Origin of the sequence: Pseudomonas sp. HMWF032 (genome assembly GCF_003060885.1) — a bacterium.
In the GTDB taxonomy this organism is placed as follows: domain Bacteria; phylum Pseudomonadota; class Gammaproteobacteria; order Pseudomonadales; family Pseudomonadaceae; genus Aquipseudomonas.
This window is the reverse complement of the sequence record NZ_QAIG01000005.1, coordinates 887,776-900,672: the sequence shown is the minus strand read 5'-3', so window position 1 is coordinate 900,672 and position 12,897 is coordinate 887,776. Positions and strand designations below refer to the sequence as shown.

At 59.2% G+C, this 12,897-nt stretch carries 22 protein-coding genes; 8 read left to right on the top strand and 14 right to left on the bottom strand.

Annotated elements, in window-relative coordinates; genetic code table 11:
- Positions 1-26: 26 nt before the first annotated feature.
- The 13 genes from DBR00_RS07015 to DBR00_RS06955 form a co-directional block, all read right to left on the bottom strand.
- Positions 27-392 (bottom strand): Mor transcription activator family protein, encoded by a 366-nt coding sequence (locus DBR00_RS07015; RefSeq protein WP_108488492.1) that lies wholly within the window; start codon positions 390-392, stop codon positions 27-29.
- On the bottom strand, positions 392-967 hold the full coding sequence (locus DBR00_RS07010) for a gp16 family protein (protein ID WP_108488491.1): 576 nt from the start codon (positions 965-967) through the stop codon (positions 392-394). Before DBR00_RS07010 ends, DBR00_RS07015 begins: the two co-directional genes overlap by 1 nt.
- Positions 954-1,196 (bottom strand): hypothetical protein, encoded by a 243-nt coding sequence (locus DBR00_RS07005; RefSeq protein ID WP_108488490.1) that lies wholly within the window; start codon positions 1,194-1,196, stop codon positions 954-956. The genes DBR00_RS07010 and DBR00_RS07005 overlap by 14 nt, the downstream gene beginning before the upstream one ends.
- A 1-nt stretch (position 1,197) precedes the next feature.
- A complete protein-coding gene (locus DBR00_RS07000; RefSeq protein ID WP_108488489.1) occupies positions 1,198-1,893 on the bottom strand; it encodes a DUF2786 domain-containing protein in 696 nt (231 codons plus the stop codon).
- A 1-nt stretch (position 1,894) separates the two neighbouring features.
- Complete coding sequence (locus DBR00_RS06995; protein ID WP_108488488.1) at positions 1,895-2,518, bottom strand: DUF3164 family protein; 624 nt, start codon at positions 2,516-2,518, stop codon at positions 1,895-1,897.
- A gap of 143 nt (positions 2,519-2,661) precedes the next feature.
- Positions 2,662-3,006: a hypothetical protein gene (locus tag DBR00_RS06990; protein WP_108488487.1), complete on the bottom strand. Its 345-nt coding sequence runs from the start codon at positions 3,004-3,006 to the stop codon at positions 2,662-2,664.
- Position 3,007: 1 nt separating this feature from the next.
- Positions 3,008-4,186: an ExeA family protein gene (locus DBR00_RS06985; RefSeq protein ID WP_108488486.1), complete on the bottom strand. Its 1,179-nt coding sequence runs from the start codon at positions 4,184-4,186 to the stop codon at positions 3,008-3,010.
- Entirely contained in the window at positions 4,180-5,958 is a 1,779-nt protein-coding gene (locus DBR00_RS06980; protein WP_108488485.1) for a DDE-type integrase/transposase/recombinase, read from the bottom strand. The genes DBR00_RS06985 and DBR00_RS06980 overlap by 7 nt, the downstream gene beginning before the upstream one ends.
- A gap of 2 nt (positions 5,959-5,960) precedes the next feature.
- A complete protein-coding gene (locus tag DBR00_RS06975; protein WP_108488484.1) occupies positions 5,961-6,869 on the bottom strand; it encodes a hypothetical protein in 909 nt (302 codons plus the stop codon).
- Positions 6,869-7,144, bottom strand: coding sequence for a hypothetical protein (locus DBR00_RS06970; RefSeq protein ID WP_108488483.1), 276 nt, complete (start codon positions 7,142-7,144; stop codon positions 6,869-6,871). The genes DBR00_RS06975 and DBR00_RS06970 overlap by 1 nt, the downstream gene beginning before the upstream one ends.
- Before the next feature lie 16 nt (positions 7,145-7,160).
- On the bottom strand, positions 7,161-7,472 hold the full coding sequence (locus tag DBR00_RS06965; RefSeq protein ID WP_108488482.1) for a helix-turn-helix domain-containing protein: 312 nt from the start codon (positions 7,470-7,472) through the stop codon (positions 7,161-7,163).
- Positions 7,469-7,699 carry a hypothetical protein gene (locus DBR00_RS06960; RefSeq protein WP_108488481.1) on the bottom strand — a complete coding sequence of 77 codons (231 nt, stop codon included), beginning with the start codon at positions 7,697-7,699 and terminating at the stop codon, positions 7,469-7,471. Before DBR00_RS06960 ends, DBR00_RS06965 begins: the two co-directional genes overlap by 4 nt.
- On the bottom strand, positions 7,692-8,177 hold the full coding sequence (locus tag DBR00_RS06955; protein ID WP_108488480.1) for a hypothetical protein: 486 nt from the start codon (positions 8,175-8,177) through the stop codon (positions 7,692-7,694). Before DBR00_RS06955 ends, DBR00_RS06960 begins: the two co-directional genes overlap by 8 nt.
- Positions 8,178-8,291: 114 nt before the next feature.
- On the opposite strand from DBR00_RS06955, the gene DBR00_RS06950 reads away from it, so the two are divergent.
- Positions 8,292-8,528, top strand: coding sequence for a hypothetical protein (locus DBR00_RS06950; RefSeq protein ID WP_108488479.1), 237 nt, complete (start codon positions 8,292-8,294; stop codon positions 8,526-8,528).
- 334 nt (positions 8,529-8,862) lie between these two features.
- Here the strand turns inward: DBR00_RS06950 and DBR00_RS06945 are convergent, their stop codons facing one another.
- On the bottom strand, positions 8,863-9,084 hold the full coding sequence (locus DBR00_RS06945) for a DNA-binding protein (protein ID WP_108488478.1): 222 nt from the start codon (positions 9,082-9,084) through the stop codon (positions 8,863-8,865).
- Between the two features lie 84 nt (positions 9,085-9,168).
- On the opposite strand from DBR00_RS06945, the gene DBR00_RS06940 reads away from it, so the two are divergent.
- The 7 genes from DBR00_RS06940 to DBR00_RS20950 all read left to right on the top strand — a co-directional run.
- Positions 9,169-9,588 (top strand): DNA-binding transcriptional regulator, encoded by a 420-nt coding sequence (locus DBR00_RS06940; RefSeq protein WP_108488477.1) that lies wholly within the window; start codon positions 9,169-9,171, stop codon positions 9,586-9,588.
- 97 nt (positions 9,589-9,685) lie between these two features.
- On the top strand, positions 9,686-10,042 hold the full coding sequence (locus DBR00_RS06935; RefSeq protein ID WP_108488476.1) for a hypothetical protein: 357 nt from the start codon (positions 9,686-9,688) through the stop codon (positions 10,040-10,042).
- Between the two features lie 54 nt (positions 10,043-10,096).
- Positions 10,097-10,621, top strand: coding sequence for a hypothetical protein (locus DBR00_RS06930; protein WP_146180674.1), 525 nt, complete (start codon positions 10,097-10,099; stop codon positions 10,619-10,621).
- A gap of 15 nt (positions 10,622-10,636) precedes the next feature.
- Entirely contained in the window at positions 10,637-11,179 is a 543-nt protein-coding gene (locus DBR00_RS06925; RefSeq protein WP_108488474.1) for a hypothetical protein, read from the top strand.
- Positions 11,176-11,883 carry a hypothetical protein gene (locus DBR00_RS06920; protein WP_108488473.1) on the top strand — a complete coding sequence of 236 codons (708 nt, stop codon included), beginning with the start codon at positions 11,176-11,178 and terminating at the stop codon, positions 11,881-11,883. The genes DBR00_RS06925 and DBR00_RS06920 overlap by 4 nt, the downstream gene beginning before the upstream one ends.
- Positions 11,884-12,145: 262 nt before the next feature.
- Positions 12,146-12,442 (top strand): putative holin, encoded by a 297-nt coding sequence (locus DBR00_RS06915; RefSeq protein ID WP_256582942.1) that lies wholly within the window; start codon positions 12,146-12,148, stop codon positions 12,440-12,442.
- A gap of 50 nt (positions 12,443-12,492) precedes the next feature.
- On the top strand, positions 12,493-12,897 hold a 405-nt coding region (locus DBR00_RS20950), incomplete at its 3' end, for a transglycosylase SLT domain-containing protein (protein WP_256582971.1).

Sequence of the window (12,897 nt, the reverse complement as noted above, 5' to 3'; positions counted from 1 at the left end):
TGGAGGGAAAAGGCGGCGGCCGGGGATTATTGGCCGTCGCCGAAGTCCATACCGATCTGGTTCTTGTCGATCCGCCGGCGCTGATGTTGACGAAGCACGCTGTAGATCCAGTCCTCAGTCACCCCGTACTTACGCACCAGGATGTCGGCGTTGCTGCCATCGTACTCTTCCATGATGTGCAGCTCTAAGCGCTTACGAGCTAGGTCATCCTTGACCGGGAAAACGAAAGTGATCCCTGCCCAACGCCGGTGGAGCTGGAATGCCAGCTCCTCCGCTTCGTTGATGGCTTTCTCATCAGCGATTCCATGACGCTTCAGCGAATCGACGAGCAGCTCCGACAGCTCGCGCAGCATCGTGTTGCGCCGGCGGATCTGCTGCGACCTGACCTTCATTACTCCTCCCGCCGTTGCACAACGGCCGCATTCAGAGCGTCGATCAGCAGCTGCAGGATTGGACGTTGCCGCTGCCACCCCTCAGGTAGCTGTTCCAAACCAGCCACGCGTTCTGGAGCATCAATGCCCAGCTCTTTGCACAGCTCTTCCACGCTGGCCAGCAACTGGCGCTTTTCCTGCTCGACGTGCAGAGCCGCGATCAGTGCATCCAGTTGCTTGGGCAGCTTCAGCCAGGACACGCGGTCGACCTTGAACATCTGCTTGGCCAGCGCGTCGGCATAGGCCCACGGCAGGCGCATATCGGCCAGCAGCGCCTCGATCTTGGTGATGCGTGCCGGCATCTGGTCGAAGTTCTTCGGCTTGCCCTTTGCCTTGGCGCTCGGCTTTGGCTTCCAGCCCTTTGCCTTGAACTCCTCGAGTACCTTCTCGGCCTGAGCCTGGGTCAACCCCTTGGACGAGTTGGTCTTGCCGTTGCTGATTCGCAGGAGCATGGCGCGGTAGCTGTCATCGTCCAGGCCTGGGGTCTGACTCTTGGCGACGTGGATCTTGGTGATAAGGGCTTTAGACAGGGACATTAAATGGCTCTCCTGGAACGATCAGCCACTTACTGTGCAGCCGGCCAACCGGTGTGCATTCGAGGCGCTCAATGGACTTGTGGTAATCCGGGAACAGCTTGTCTGCCAGGCGTTCTACGGCCAGCTTGGCGTCATAGGTGCAGCATCCGCGCTTACCCTGAACCACTTTGGTTTTGTAGCCGGCATGATCGATGGTGACTGTTACCTCAACACTGGTATCAGTAGCCATGTCATACCCCCTGAGTCAGCCGGGCGACCGGTTTGTGGCTGATGGCCTGGTGCAATTGAGCAGATTTGCCTGCCTGGTACCCGGCGTTGACTGCTGATTCGTCACGCGCTTTTAGCTTGCGACGCTTCATCTTGGCGGACTCAAGGTCGGGGTGATGTTTGGCCATGTAAGCGTCGATGGCTTCGGCGATGTTGTCCTCAACACCCGCGAAGGCGTCGACCTTGTGGTACACCGCATCGATCCAGGCATTTGCGAAGTGATCACCGCGAGCAACCTTAGTGCTGCGCTTACAGCGCTTTTGCTTGGGCTCTGCGAGAAACTCCCGACGCGCTTTCTGTAATTGACGTTCAAGCACCTGGTAGGCGTACCCGGTCAGTTCTGGAGCCGCTCCGCAGCCCACAAAGATGAAGCCAGCCACACTGAACAAGCCAGTGGTGATAATCAGCTTGGTGCCAAATGCATGGCCACAAACCTGAGCCAAGCGAACGCGCCAGGCAGGAGGTGACCCGTCAGAGCCTGCCGGGATCTTCGCCTCACAGGCCATGCTGGCTAGCACGTCACCCAGTTCCAGGTTGTAGGCCTCCATCAGCTTGTGCGCCTGACGCAGAGCTATTTCGGCTTCATTGGGGTTGGCGGTCTTCGACTTCGCCATCTCCATGCACTTCTTGATACGTTCGAGAATGCGTTCCTGGTCCATGTCACACCGCCGCGAGGTCAAGAGGAACAGCTTCGTACTTGTCGCCGCTGATGCGTTTGTAGATGCGGACGTAGACAGCGGTACCGCTGACCAGGATCGAGTCTTTGACGGCCTGCATGGCGCGTTTCCAGTCCTCGTCGTCGATCTCCCAGCGCAGCATTTCCAGCACATCGGCGGTGCGGATCTGGCCGTTGCGGCCAGGGCTGAGCATGCGGTGCACTACTTCCACCAGGTGGGCATTTGCACCTGACGTCCAGGACTTCACGCACTCCAGCACTTGGGCTTTCGCTGCCAACATTTCCTCGGTAAAGCTGATGCGATCGGCGTAGGAGCGGATCACCTTGTACTCGCCATCAAACGACACGATGGTTACGTTGCCCTTCTCGCCGCCGATGGTGACGCTGTAGCGCTCGGCGGCGATGCTGACCAGGTCAGCGATATCGCCCAGGGCTTTCTTCTTGAACGCCGCCAGTTGGTCATTCAGGACAATGGCTGCTTTGGCCAGCTCGGTGGCTACTTGATCGCGCAGCTTGTCCTGCTCGCGCACGCTGGTCTCGGGCACAAAGTGGCCTGCTGCGTTGCGCAGGTAGCCAGGTGGCACCGGCGTTAGGTTGATATCAGCCATGTTTCGGTTCCTCGACTGGAGTGAAGGTCTTGCATGCGCAGCGCGGGCAGACGTTGTCTGAGCGCCAGTGCTCTTTCGGGTGGGGGCGTTGGCGCAGCTCCGCATGGATACCAACCCAACGGCAGCGGCGGCACTTCAGTTGGTCAGCCACGGTCTTGCTCCTTCACTGGCGTCAGCCAGGCAACGCAGATGCCGCCGAGGCGCACCATGTTCTTGGTGTGCTTGCCGCAGGTGGTCCAGGACAGGCCGTGCCATTCCTTGCGGAAGGTGTCGGCCAGTTGTTGGGCGCTGTCGGTGGCGATGAAAATGGTGAGGTCGAGCGGCGATGCCGTCTCGACGCGGATGCCCGCCGCGCGCAGGCGGCGAGTCATGTCGTTGACCTTCTTGAGCGAGTCGGCCAGCTGCGCTGTAAGCACCGTGCAGACAGGCATTGCGTGCTGGTTGACGCTGATCGAAGGTTTGATCGGGACAACATTCGGATTGGCCATGTCACACCCCCTTAATCACTTCATCGGTGATCAGAGGCGCGCCAATACTGGTGGCCAGGTTCATTGCCGCCACCACTAGGTTGCCGATCGCCAGCGGGTACAGCAGGCTGCGTTTGGTGTCGCGACCGGCGTTGGTCAGCCGCTCAGCGATGGCCTGCACGCCGCTGGGGTCGATCACTTCGGCCAGCTTCTTGCCTGCCCGATCCATGCGGAAAGCGAGGAACTCGCCCAAGCGCGCAGCGCTGACCGGCAGCAGCTCGGCGACCTCGATGCGCTGCACCACCTCGCGCACCTCGGCGTTGCGCTCTGAGAGCTTGACCATCAGCTCGGTCTGGCCGATCAGGATGATGCTGACCAGCTTGGTGAAGCCGGACTCCAGCTCGCGTAGGCGCTTCAGGTGCTTGAGCGTCGAGATAGGCATGCTGTGCGCCTCCTCAATGATCAGCACATGCCGAAAGCCGCTCTCGTAGCTGTTCTTCAGAGCGCGGTGCATCTGCCGAAACCGGGCTTCAGGGTTCGACTTGGGGCGTTCCAGCGGGGCAACGGTGTCGACGATGGCATCGGCGATGTGCGAAGTGCGCAGCGCCTTACCCTTTTCGCCTTTGTCCTCCATGGCAAGTACATAAGGCTCAATCACCAGAACTGGCGCGCCCTCGGCGTTCAGCCGGTTGATCAGGTCGCGGCGCAGGGTAGATTTACCCGCACCGGATTCGCCCACCACAGCCAGGAAGCCATCGTGGCGCGCCACCTGGTACATCGACTCGCGGATGTAGCGGATATCAGGGTTGACGTACATATCCTCAACGCACTGCAGATCGTCGAAGGGGTCGCGGAAAATGGCAAAGGCCCGCTTGGTTTCTGGTAACAGCACCTGTTTGCGCAGTAGCATGGGTTCGCACTCCTGGTCATCTATGGCTTTTTTGGTTGGGTTTGCAGGAGCCTTAGCGTTGGCGCGCTCTGGCTCCATCTCTTCAAATGCGGTGTTCACCGCAACATCGTCAGCACCGTGCTCCTTCAAGAACCCCTCAATCCGCTTTCGCAGATCGTCCTGATCGATCGTCCGGGGCCACTGCCTGTGGTTGATCAGCAGCGATACGGTTGCTGAGCTGACATTCAGGTGCTTGGCCAGCGTGATTTGGCGCTGGTCGAGATCGGTCAGCGTGGCTTTCAGATTCAGCATGTCTCACCTCCAACCACGCGCAGGCCGGGGCGCGCGGGTTTGTTGAGGGTGGCGGCGATGGTGTCGAGTTCGGCCTCTGGCACGCCATCCGGGTAGTTGGTTTTCAACCAGGTCAATGAGTCCGCCGACCAGCTTCTGACCTTGCAACGCAAGGCCTTAGCTGCAGCTACATGGGTAAGCGGCGTGAGTTCGATGGTCGGTATAACAAGGCCGTGCTGGGTGCCACGGCGCGGCATAAAGGTCGGCAGATCAGCCTCATCCATCTGCTTGTAGGGCTGCAGCTGGCCAGCGAAGGGAATGGCCTTGGCCTTGCGCGCTGTGTCCACTTCGTCCTGGGTTTCTGCGCCCATGGCGAGTTTGGCGGCATCCTTGCGGGCGACCTGGGCTGGGGTTTCGGCGTGGCGCTTGAAGGTTTCACCGATGGTTGCGGCTTTTATGTCGAAGCCCAGGTCGTTGGTCACCACGGCCGGCACCACATAGAACACCTCGTGGCCGTTGGCATCTGTGGTCACCACTTGGGCGGCGTCATCGCGCCATGGGTTGCGGGTGACTAGCACGCGGTCATGCACCATCACCTGCGGCACACCCGACACGTCGTACTCGCGGCCCTGGAAGCTGACGCGCAGCTTGGTTGTGACCTTGCGGCTTTCCGGCTCGGCCACTGCCAAGCGGCGGCATTCCTCGACGTTGGGTACCTTGATCAGCTGGTGTTCACGAATGGTCATCCACACCGCACTGCGGTTCTTCTTGTGGCGCGAATGCACTGCTGTGGCGTTGAAATAGGCACGCCACCGTGCTGCCAGGGCATTGAGTTCGTCCAGATCGGCGACTGGCTGAAAGCGCAGGCCTGCCTCGAACTTACGCTCGATCAGGTTCCGCGCGTTCTCCACCTGGCCGGTTACCCGCGCTGCACCAGGTGCGTGGACGATCATCTGGATGCCCAGGCTGCGGCACAGGTTCTTGGCCATGGCCGAGGTGTTCGCAGAGCCGGGGTCCATCATCAGGATTTCGGGACGGCCATGCAGAATGTCGCTGCCGCCGCGCTCCTGCATGGCGTTGATCAGTACACTGCAGAGGTTTTCGCCGCTCTCAGCACCGAGCACGTATTCGAGGTAAATCCAGCCGCTGGCGTGATCGGTGATCTCGTAAGACCACACCCGATCCATAGCCACGCGCAGCAGGTTCTTCGGTTTGTTCTTGTAGAACTCGGCCGCATCCATCACCCGCAAGCCATTAGCCTTGGAGTCTGCCCCCGGCTTCAGGTAATACAGCACACAGATCGAAGCATCGATCTGCCAGACGTGGTTCGGGTGGGTGCTGGCCAGCTCGGTAACTGGTGCTGGGGCCAGCAGTTGGTCCGGGTGCAGCTTAAAGCTGTGCAAGGCGCGGCCGATGGCACTGAGCGACATAGGGCGCAGTTCGCCGGTGGCCTTATCAACCGCCTCGGCACGGATCATGCCGCTGATGCGCAAGGCATCCACTGCATCGCCCAGGGAATACAGGCGCTTTTCATTGCGGCGAGCCGACTCGATCAGCGCGGCGCTGATGGCCAGTGCTTCCTGCCGGGTCAGGCCGCTCTGGCCAGCATCAGCGCGGCGTTTACGCGGAGCAGTGGCGGACACGTTGACCTCCTCCAGTTTGCGGTAGATGGTCGCCAGCGACAGACCAAGGTCGAGCGCCGCCGCTTTGCACAGCGCCGTGCGCTGGCCTTTGCCGGCCCCGTCAAGGGCACGGCTAAGGTCAACCAGGCGATGGGTGATAACGGCGCTCATGCTTAGGTGTCCTTCTGTGTGAAGAAGGACAGATCATCGTCAGCGGTGCTGTCTGGCAGCTGGAACTCGGCGCGGATATCAGCCAGCAGGCGCTCAAGCTGATGCACCAGGCCGGCCTTGAAGTTGCGGTGGTCGGTGCCGGTTTCCTCGGTATGCGCAGCCATGGTCGCAAAGGCCCCGCGCAGCTTGCCGCTGATATCGGCCTCGGCCTCGAAGGCGATGCCAATCACTTCCTGACGCAGTTTCTTGGCTGCCTCGTCGGGTGTTGGCACCTGTATGAGCGGCTGTTTGGCCAGGCGCGTGGCCAACTCGTCGATACGGGCATTCTTGTCGGCCAGCACCCGGCCCTGGGCTTCCTTGTCCTGGCGGGTTTCGCGCAGGGCTTTGCGTAGCTCCTTGACTGACATGGTGGCGACGTCATCCAGCGTCAGCTCGCCGGTCTGGCCGGTGAGTTCCAGCTCCTGGATCTCTTCGTCATCGAGGACGAGCATTTCAAAGAGCTTCGATTGGTTGCCGAGGGCTTTGGTCAGCGCAGAGCTTCCCCCAAGGGACGCGAATTTGGCTGCCGATGCCATGAACTTGACCGCCACTTTCCTATCGAGCCCGAGCACATCCAGCCGATCAATAAAGTTCCCATGCTGGGTTGCGGCCTTCAGTACCTGGAGGCCGCGCCCGACTTCAAGGCAGGCCTCCACGCTGCGCCGCATATTGGCGGCGATATCGCGCTGGATCAGGTCCGGGTCGGTGCACTCCGCTGGCAGTTGGTAGCCGAGCTGCTCAGCAACTGCACGTACCCGTGTTTCCTGCTCCTCATTCAATACGGCCACTTGGTTGTGCTGGGCCAGCAGCACTTCGGTGTTCAGCGGGGCGTCTTCTACGAGCGCCACCCCCTTGCTAGCGGTGCGTGACATTAAGCAGCCCCCCGCAGTTCAGCGAGCTGGCGCATGCGAGCAACGGCAGCATCGTGGTCGCTGTTGGTTTCCAACAGCAGGTTGCGGAATTCGTTATGAGCGCGCATGCGCCCGGCAAAGAAGGCATCGTCCTCAACACTGCCTACGGCATAGGGGCTGGTCACTGGAGTGCGGTCTACGCGGTTTTGCAGTACAGCGGCCATACCCAGCAGGAATGGCTCGCTGCGCTTGGGGTCGTGCTCCAGCAGTTTCTCGGTGACTTTGCGGTAGTCCATCTGTCGCTCCTTTCTGTTAGCGGTTGGAACCAGCCAACACGCGTTGATTGATCTCGTTGATGCGCCCTTGGGCCATGGCCATTTCGTTGGCATGGGCCTGGGCGATTTGCAGAACGGCGATGCTCAGGGCAAAGCGGCCGGTATCGAGCTTGGTGGCCATACCCTCGGCAATCAGGGTGTTCATGCAGCGGTTGATGGTGGCCGGGCTCTCACCCAAGGCCTTGGCTAAGTCGCCATTGCTCAAACCAGTGAGGGCGTGGCCACGTAGGGCTTTGAGCACACGCAGTACGCGGCCGCCGCTGTCGCTGGTGCGGGTTTTGTCGGTCATGGCTGTGTGGCCTCGTGCTGCGTGTATTGGTACTGACGCAGGCCTTCCTGGCAGCCAGCCAGCCAGGCATCGGCCTGGGCGCTGGGCATGCGGTAAGGACAATCTTTTTTGCCTATGCCATCCAGCTTGCGGCGCAGGATGTACAGGCAACCTTCCTGGTACTCGGTGCTACGCGGGTCACGCGGGCCATCGAAGAGTGTTTTGAAAAGCTCCAAGGCCTTACTCATGTTCATGTGCTCCAAGTTCAAGTTGTGGATGGGCGTGCTGCTGCACGTTGCCGCGATGCCACGCCAAGCCTTCAAGGCCTGTCTGTATCGCTGCCAAGGTGGCAGCGGCATCAGCAGTGCCGTTGTAAAACGCCAGCAGCGCGCCGGTTGCGGTGTGCAGGGCGGCCTGCAGATCCTGCATGTCGTCTGTTGAGCAGGCGCGGCCGGTGGGCATGTCGATCAGCAGCTTGCTGCCCGTCGCCGCCAGCCAGCGGCTCACCAGGTTGATGCCGCACACGTGCTCAAACGCCGGGATGCTCACAGCGGGCATGCGCCCCTCGCTGGTCCACTTGTATAGGGTCCAGTGGTTGGCCTGCCCCATACGCTCGGCGATGCGCTCAACGCTCAGGTTGTGGCGTTCTTTGGCGTACTCCAGCGACCACTCCATCGCCTGGCGGATGCTGTTGGGTTGGGCGCTTTTCCAATTGCGGCGCTTCATTGGAAGACCCTCGCGCACGTGCCAGAGCGCCCCGCCAAACAAATTGATTTTTTGCGGGTAGGCAAAAGCGTTTCAAAACCCACAATGGAATCAGGTACATTCACGAGAAGGCACATGGCTATGACCGATCAGATTGAGGTGTTGAAAGCGCAGGTGAATGCTCTGGCTCAAGTAGTGCTTCACCTGGCAGCAGTGGCTGAGGTGCAAGGGCAGTTCCAGCCGGAGCAGCTACGAGACCTCCGCTGGCCTGGGCAGCACTTTGAGGCCGAGGCCGTACGGACGATGGGCTGGCTGTGTGATGAACTGGCTGCGGCGCGTGAGGTTCGCCAATCGTGTTGGCAAAACGGCTGAAGCCAAGGTCGTTGACCATGCTGCTGTTTAGCTTTGCCGAGGCGGCGTCCAGGCGTTTGCCCACCAACTTGCCGGCACCCAGCAACATAAGGCGGTCGATCAACTTGGCCTCGCCTTGGCTGGCAGCGCTGAAGTCGCGGCAGATGAGCATGCACTTGCGGGCATCGTTCAAGTGGTAGGCGATGTCGGCAGAGCTACCGGGAGCAACGGCGATCAGCGCATTAAGCGCAGCACGCCAAGCGTCTAGTGGATGCGGGACTAGCTCGATCTCTTCGATCGGGCACTGCGGCTGATTGGACATGTCGGTGTCCCTCGCTGCTGTTGTTATTGGGGGTTAAGCGGCGGAAAGCTGTTCGGCGTCTGGCACTTTCAGACCCAACGCCACGGCAATGTCATGGGCCTTGCCGTAGTTGGCTTTGGCCTGGCCGTTGAGTACGCGGTACACCTCATTGCGGGTGTATCCGTTCTCCACGGCCCAAGCAGTGATGGTTTTGCCGCGTTGGCGAAAGCGTTCTTTCACCTGCGTGGCAGTTAGGGCTTTGGTTGCAGTGGCCATGTCGGTGGCTCCTGTGATGCAAAGATTTATGTTGTTTGTGCGATTGATAATGGTGCCAATATTGGCACATGTCAAGGTGATTAAGTGCCATATAATTCACTTGGCGAGCGGCTAAAATTCGAGCGCGAACGGCTTGGCTACACACAGCCGGAGTTCGCGGAGCTTGTCGGTGCCTCTAAGAGGTCGCAGATCGGCTGGGAGCAAGGTCGCTCGGCTCCAGATGCCAACGCCTTGGCGGCTTGGGCTGCGGAAGGGTTGGACGTTGGCTTTGTGTTGAGCGGGGAGCGGGCAAATGTCGCGACGTCGAGACATTTGCCGCCGGACGAACAATTGCTGCTTGAGGCTTATCGAGGTTTGGCCGCAGCTGCGCGCAAAGCGCTGCTGGCCGAGCTGCTGACCGGAGGCAAGAAGCCCAAGGCAAAACCGAAAGCCCAGGGCGAGGATTTGGGTCTCAATGTCACAGGGGATGGCAATCGGGTCGCAGGCAGGGATTACAACGAATAGTCGCTTGCAATTGGTGATGGCGTTTTGCCTGGCACCACCTGAGAGACCTCAGTAATCTAAAGCGAGTTAGGACATTCGTACCGGATAGGAAGGATTCATGAACGTAAGTGGCGATAACAACCGCGTAGCCGGTCGGGATTACATCGAGAACCCGATCAAGGCCTGCCCATCTTGCGAGAACAGCGTTATTGACCGGGACAAGGCGAAGTGCAATCGCTGCATCAAGCAGGAGAAAGAAGACGCTGCAAAGGGGACGATGTCGCTCTTTGGTTTGGCCGTGATCTTCGTTTGGGGCCTCCTACTTCAGCGCATGGAAGTCTCAGGTATAGAGCGGTTGACGGAAACATTCTTCCTGTCCGTCCTGATTGTCGTTATGGGCTACTTCATTCTGTGGCACTTATTGCCCCTGGTGTTCGATCTGATACGCATATGGTGGAGTAGCAGGCGTCAGTGACCTTTGTGATTGATGCCAAGTGAATAAATGGTCGGACTGTCTAACGGGCTGAATATGGATATCAACATGCAGAGCTATAAATTATGCGCATTGCTGGCCTTGGCTGGTGTTGTGCTAGTTGGGTGCGCAATCGCGAAACCGGTGAATCTAACGTCCAGCTTTAACGCGCAAGAAGCCAGGGAGCTGACACGTCCAGGAGTGAATATTGTCAGCGGTAGCGCACTCATTAGGCAGAATGGTGGTGGGGTTGTGACCTGTGCAGGCCTGCAGGTTCTTCTGATTCCCAAGACAGCATATGCAGCTGAGCGAATGCGCGTGATTTACGGCAATACAGAGCGCGGATACAACTCGGTGTACCGCCAAGTTGCGTTCAACCCTGAGATTCCCGAATACCAGAGCATCAACCGGTCCACGCTCTGTGATGCACAAGGGCACTTTAGTTTTGATGACGTCGCTGATGGCAGCTTCTTTGTTGTAAGTCAGATTGTATGGAATGTAGGTGGCCCCCAAGGTGGTGCCGTCATGCAAGCTGTTACGGTTCGCGGTGGCGAGAGTAAACAGCTGGTACTAAGCCCGTAGGCAAAGGAACCGCGAATGAACGTCATTGCAAGGATCTGCATGTTACTCACCGTGGTCAGCCTTACCGGATGCGCCACGGTCTTCGGTGACCGCTACAACCACGTCAACCTCACCACCACCCCGGCCGGGGCTGAGTATGAGGTGCGTAACGGTGCCAACGCGGTGGTGGCCAGCGGGGTTACGCCGAACCTGGTCAAGCTCAAATCCAGCGCGGGCTACTTCAAGCGCGGCGTCTACACTGTGCGCTTCCGCAAGGATGGCTATGAGGATGTAGAAGTGCCGCTGGCGGCCAGCATGCGCGGCATCTACTGGGGCAATCTGCTTGTCAGCGGCCCGATCGGCCTGTTTATCGTCGACCCAGCTAGCGGCGCAATGTGGGCGCTGCCACGCAACCTGAGCGGCGACTTGAAGCCCGGTGGCCCAATCGCCCTGAGCGTTCCGCCTTCTCTGCAACCGAGTGTGCTCAGCCAAGAACAGCAGCTGGATGAGCTGCGGCATACGCCTGGGCTTAGTTATGAGGAGTACATGCGTCGGTACCGGGAGATTACGGAGCAATGAACGACGAGGAAGACGTAGAGCCAGGAAACTACAGCTACGAACAACGATACGTGGCGTTCATCGATATTCTGGGTTTTCGGGGCCACGTCAATGAGCTTGGGAAAAACGGGAGCCACGATAAGCTAGTAAGTCTTCTGCAAGCGCTGCATAAAATTCGCGATAGCAGTCGTCGTGACCTCTTGGCTCTGAAAGCGTTTGCTTTTGCTAAAGACCTACAGGCCACCACCTTTTCGGACAATATTGTTATTTCAGGCGAAGGAGACGACTTCCAGTACGTACTCTCTGTCACAGGAAATTTATGCGTCGAGCTTTTAAGTCAGGGGTATTTATTGCGGGGCGGAATCTCTAGCGGGGGACTCCATCACTCCCAGGACATCGTGATGGGTGAGGGACTGGTTAAGGCTTATGAGTTGGAGAGCCAAGTAGCGATCTACCCTCGCGTGATCATTGATGACTGCTGTCTGCAGGAAGCTCTGAAGGAAAGTACTACCTATCCACTAACGAAAGACTTTGATGGGTTCTATTACTTGGATTATCTGGCAAAAGAATCGAACCGTGGGTTTAGGCTCTTTGAGAAATCGCGCGAGGCGATTGTTCAAACCTTGGAACATGGCAAACCCAAGGAAAAAGCCAAGGCCCGCTGGATGGCCCGTTATCTTAATGAGCGTGCCAGTATTCACGGTATAGAGCCCATTCCACTTTAAATAGCGGAGACGTTGCAAAAAAGGCACCTTGATAGGTGCCTTTTTCGCTTTCTGGAGTTGTAGTACCTGTTACATGGCCGTGCCCTCGGGTCGTTGCTGGGTGCTCTGATTGGTGGAAAGCCAACTGAGTGGCGCGGTTTTACTCTGCATCCTTTCTCTGGCCACTGATTTTCGGCACCCCGAAAAGTCTCTTCGCGCGCGCGTGGCGATGATGAAGCCCTGTTGATTCAGGCCTTCCTTCACGCTTAACGCGGAGCGCACCATGTCTAAAACCTGCCAACCCCGTTCTCGCCTGCCGCGCATGACGCTGTGGACGATGATCACCCTTTGCCTGATGGTCGCCCTGGCGCTGATTCGCCCTGAGCAGCTGCAGGTTGTTCTGTACAAGGCTGGCCTGGTCACGCTTGGCGCTGTGCTGGGCTACTGGATCGACCGCTCGCTGTTCAAAGATGACGCCCGCCCGCATGAGTGCATCGGTGGCATTCATATCGTCGGGGCCTGGCTGCGGCGTGCGCTGATTGTGCTGGCGTGCATCCTCGGCCTGACGCTGGGGCTCTGATCATGCGTGCCGCCTTTTGGTTTTTCTTAGCTGCATTGTTCGGTAGCTCCATGGGCTGGTTGTTGCTGGCGGTGGCGCTGCTGGTTCGGAGTTGCCAGCCGGCCTATGCCGCTGATATCCCTCATGCTGCCGAGCAGTACCGCCGCACCCTGGTACGCGTTGCCCATGCTGAATGGGGGCTTGATGCACCGATTGCCACATTGGCAGGTCAGGTGCACCAGGAGAGCGCCTGGCGTGCCAATGCCCGCAGCCCGGTCGGTGCACAGGGCTTGGCGCAATTTATGCCCGCAACAGCGGACTGGATGGCCGAGCTGTACCCCAACAGCCTGGGCCCGGCGCAGCCCTACAACCCAGGCTGGGCATTGCGCGCCATGGTGCAGTTCGACCGCTGGTTGTACGAAAGAAACCAGGCCATCAGCGAGTGCGAGCGCTGGGCGTTCGTGCTTGCCGGCTAC

Excerpts from the sequence above, each read along its gene's own strand:
- DBR00_RS07015 (WP_108488492.1), bottom strand. The coding sequence starts at position 392 with ATGAAGGTCAGGTCGCAGCAGATCCGCCGGCGCAACACGATGCTGCGC.
- DBR00_RS07010 (WP_108488491.1), bottom strand. The coding sequence starts at position 967 with ATGTCCCTGTCTAAAGCCCTTATCACCAAGATCCACGTCGCCAAGAGT.
- DBR00_RS07005 (WP_108488490.1), bottom strand. The coding sequence starts at position 1,196 with ATGGCTACTGATACCAGTGTTGAGGTAACAGTCACCATCGATCATGCC.
- DBR00_RS07000 (WP_108488489.1), bottom strand. The coding sequence starts at position 1,893 with ATGGACCAGGAACGCATTCTCGAACGTATCAAGAAGTGCATGGAGATG.
- DBR00_RS06995 (WP_108488488.1), bottom strand. The coding sequence starts at position 2,518 with ATGGCTGATATCAACCTAACGCCGGTGCCACCTGGCTACCTGCGCAAC.
- DBR00_RS06990 (WP_108488487.1), bottom strand. The coding sequence starts at position 3,006 with ATGGCCAATCCGAATGTTGTCCCGATCAAACCTTCGATCAGCGTCAAC.
- DBR00_RS06985 (WP_108488486.1), bottom strand. The coding sequence starts at position 4,186 with ATGCTGAATCTGAAAGCCACGCTGACCGATCTCGACCAGCGCCAAATC.
- DBR00_RS06980 (WP_108488485.1), bottom strand. The coding sequence starts at position 5,958 with ATGAGCGCCGTTATCACCCATCGCCTGGTTGACCTTAGCCGTGCCCTT.
- DBR00_RS06975 (WP_108488484.1), bottom strand. The coding sequence starts at position 6,869 with ATGTCACGCACCGCTAGCAAGGGGGTGGCGCTCGTAGAAGACGCCCCG.
- DBR00_RS06970 (WP_108488483.1), bottom strand. The coding sequence starts at position 7,144 with ATGGACTACCGCAAAGTCACCGAGAAACTGCTGGAGCACGACCCCAAG.
- DBR00_RS06965 (WP_108488482.1), bottom strand. The coding sequence starts at position 7,472 with ATGACCGACAAAACCCGCACCAGCGACAGCGGCGGCCGCGTACTGCGT.
- DBR00_RS06960 (WP_108488481.1), bottom strand. The coding sequence starts at position 7,699 with ATGAGTAAGGCCTTGGAGCTTTTCAAAACACTCTTCGATGGCCCGCGT.
- DBR00_RS06955 (WP_108488480.1), bottom strand. The coding sequence starts at position 8,177 with ATGAAGCGCCGCAATTGGAAAAGCGCCCAACCCAACAGCATCCGCCAG.
- DBR00_RS06950 (WP_108488479.1), top strand. The coding sequence starts at position 8,292 with ATGGCTATGACCGATCAGATTGAGGTGTTGAAAGCGCAGGTGAATGCT.
- DBR00_RS06945 (WP_108488478.1), bottom strand. The coding sequence starts at position 9,084 with ATGGCCACTGCAACCAAAGCCCTAACTGCCACGCAGGTGAAAGAACGC.
- DBR00_RS06935 (WP_108488476.1), top strand. The coding sequence starts at position 9,686 with ATGAACGTAAGTGGCGATAACAACCGCGTAGCCGGTCGGGATTACATC.
- DBR00_RS06930 (WP_146180674.1), top strand. The coding sequence starts at position 10,097 with ATGGATATCAACATGCAGAGCTATAAATTATGCGCATTGCTGGCCTTG.
- DBR00_RS06925 (WP_108488474.1), top strand. The coding sequence starts at position 10,637 with ATGAACGTCATTGCAAGGATCTGCATGTTACTCACCGTGGTCAGCCTT.
- DBR00_RS06920 (WP_108488473.1), top strand. The coding sequence starts at position 11,176 with ATGAACGACGAGGAAGACGTAGAGCCAGGAAACTACAGCTACGAACAA.
- DBR00_RS06915 (WP_256582942.1), top strand. The coding sequence starts at position 12,146 with ATGTCTAAAACCTGCCAACCCCGTTCTCGCCTGCCGCGCATGACGCTG.